Origin of the sequence: Rhodoplanes tepidamans (genome assembly GCF_030813915.1) — a bacterium.
GTDB classification, from domain to species: domain Bacteria; phylum Pseudomonadota; class Alphaproteobacteria; order Rhizobiales; family Xanthobacteraceae; genus Rhodoplanes; species Rhodoplanes tepidamans.
Genome location: NZ_JAUSUJ010000052.1, coordinates 1 through 2500, shown reverse-complemented (window position 1 = coordinate 2500; position 2500 = coordinate 1). Strand labels below are relative to the sequence as shown.

The following is a 2500-nucleotide window of genomic DNA, read 5'->3' as shown; positions in this document are numbered from 1 at the left end:
CTAATCCGACGAACTGAACGCCCTGTTCAGACTCGCTTTCGCTGCGCCTCCGCCTATCGGCTTAAGCTCGCTCGTCAGACTAAGTCGCTGGCCCATTATACAAAAGGTACGCCGTCACCCTTGCGGGCTCCGACTGTTTGTAGGCATCCGGTTTCAGGTCTATTTCACTCCCCTCGTCGGGGTGCTTTTCACCTTTCCCTCACGGTACTGGTTCGCTATCGGTCGCTGAGGAGTACTTAGGCTTGGAGGGTGGTCCCCCCATGTTCAGACAGGATTGCACGTGTCCCGCCTTACTCGAGGACGAATGGTCGCATTACCCGTACGGGACTGTCACCCTCTGAGGTCCTGCTTTCCTGACAGGTTCCGGTTGTCTTCCATTCGCCACTGGCCTGGTCCGCGTTCGCTCGCCACTACTAGCGGAGTCTCTGTTGATGTCCTTTCCTCCGGGTACTGAGATGTTTCAGTTCCCCGGGTTCGCTTGAAACCCCCTATTTTATTCAGGGGCTCATACCTTCTTTTGATGCCAGTAGCCGCAACTCGGCAGCCGCGTCTTTCGACACGGTGCCGAGCTGTGATTACTGGCATCGAAGGTGGGTTTCCCCATTCGGAAATCCGCGGATCAAAGCTTCCTCGCAGCTCCCCACGGCTTATCGCAGCGTAGCACGTCCTTCATCGCCTCTCAGCGCCAAGGCATCCACCGAATGCCCTTAAGGCACTTGATCGCTCTCATTATCGATGCCCGTCATGCTCTCGCATCGGCACTCGGCGCGCCGCCGTCCGCCGCACCCCGCAGGGCACGACGCACGGAACGATCATCGATCTAAGAAAGACCAGCTTGCTTCGAGATCGGTCCGACGGCCCTGCGGTCAAGCGAGGCCGACAAACACCGGCGTCCGTCCGCGCCCGAAGGCCCGCACGAAGGTCGATGCTGGAGTACGCGTTCGTCCGCGCGGCGCCTTGCGGCGTCGCCCGAATGAACTCGGAGCGATCTCCTCTTCACGATGTCAGACACCACGCGCCGGGCCCGAGGCCACGACGCGGATTGTTTTGTTCTTCTGGACGAGTGGCGCCACACCCCGGCGTCGCAAGCGCTGCGCCGCGCGGGTCGCATCGAGTGCCGAGCACCGGTGCCTGGTGGAGCCAGACGGGATCGAACCGACGACCTCCTGCTTGCAAAGCAGGCGCTCTCCCAGCTGAGCTATGGCCCCGAACAGAGCGAATAGCGAATCGGGAGCAGCGAATAGGGTCATCGGCAGCTCGGCTGCGCGGCGAAATACCATTCGCCACTCGCTATTCGCCACTTTGAATCTGGTGGGCCTGGGAAGATTTGAACTTCCGACCTCACGCTTATCAAGCGCGCGCTCTAACCAGCTGAGCTACAAGCCCGCCCGGTCGAGTCCGCCGGCCCTCGCGGGCCGTCGAGCCTCGACATGCCGTGACCAGCCGCCCGACGGGGCGCGAGGTCTCGGCTCCAGCTCGTCCATGAAGAAAGAGAAACGGAGACGGCGGCGTCCCGCAATGGGATCGACGGTCCGAAAACCGTTCGTCCCTGATGTTCCTAAGAGATCCGATAGAGATGCGTGAGGCATCCCTGAGGGATCATCCTTAGAAAGGAGGTGATCCAGCCGCAGGTTCCCCTACGGCTACCTTGTTACGACTTCACCCCAGTCGCTGACCCTACCGTGGTCGCCTGCCTCCCTCGCGGGTTAGCGCAGCGCCTTCAGGTAAAGCCAACTCCCATGGTGTGACGGGCGGTGTGTACAAGGCCCGGGAACGTATTCACCGCAGCGTGCTGATCTGCGATTACTAGCGATTCCGACTTCATGGGGTCGAGTTGCAGACCCCAATCCGAACTGAGACGGCTTTTTGAGATTTGCTAAGGGTCACCCCTTCGCGTCCCACTGTCACCGCCATTGTAGCACGTGTGTAGCCCAGCCCGTAAGGGCCATGAGGACTTGACGTCATCCCCACCTTCCTCGCGGCTTATCACCGGCAGTCCCCTTAGAGTGCCCAACTGAATGATGGCAACTAAGGGCGAGGGTTGCGCTCGTTGCGGGACTTAACCCAACATCTCACGACACGAGCTGACGACAGCCATGCAGCACCTGTGTCCACGCCCCTTGCGGGGAGGAGTCCGTCTCCGGAAACCGTCGTGGCATGTCAAGAGCTGGTAAGGTTCTGCGCGTTGCTTCGAATTGAACCACATGCTCCACCGCTTGTGCGGGCCCCCGTCAATTCCTTTGAGTTTTAATCTTGCGACCGTACTCCCCAGGCGGGATGCTTAAGGCGTTAGCTGCGCCACTGAGCAGCAAGCTGCCCAACGGCTAGCATCCATCGTTTACGGCGTGGACTACCAGGGTATCTAATCCTGTTTGCTCCCCACGCTTTCGCACCTCAGCGTCAGTACCGGGCCAGTGAGCCGCCTTCGCCACTGGTGTTCTTGCGAATATCTACGAATTTCACCTCTACACTCGCAGTTCCACTCACCTCTCCCGGACTC

The 2500-nt window shown here is 60.1% G+C and carries 2 tRNA genes and 2 rRNA genes (1 of these 4 cut by a window edge); all 4 read right to left on the bottom strand.

Annotation, left to right across the window (positions count from 1 at the left end):
- Positions 1–722: ribosomal RNA gene (locus tag J2S22_RS30760) — 23S ribosomal RNA — on the bottom strand (it extends 2091 nt beyond the left edge of the window).
- Between the two features lie 410 nt (positions 723–1132).
- Positions 1133–1208: transfer RNA gene (locus J2S22_RS30755), tRNA-Ala, on the bottom strand.
- Positions 1209–1309: 101 nt separating this feature from the next.
- Positions 1310–1386, bottom strand: a tRNA-Ile gene (locus J2S22_RS30750).
- Between the two features lie 223 nt (positions 1387–1609).
- Positions 1610–2500, bottom strand: a 16S ribosomal RNA gene (locus J2S22_RS30745); the annotation flags it as partial.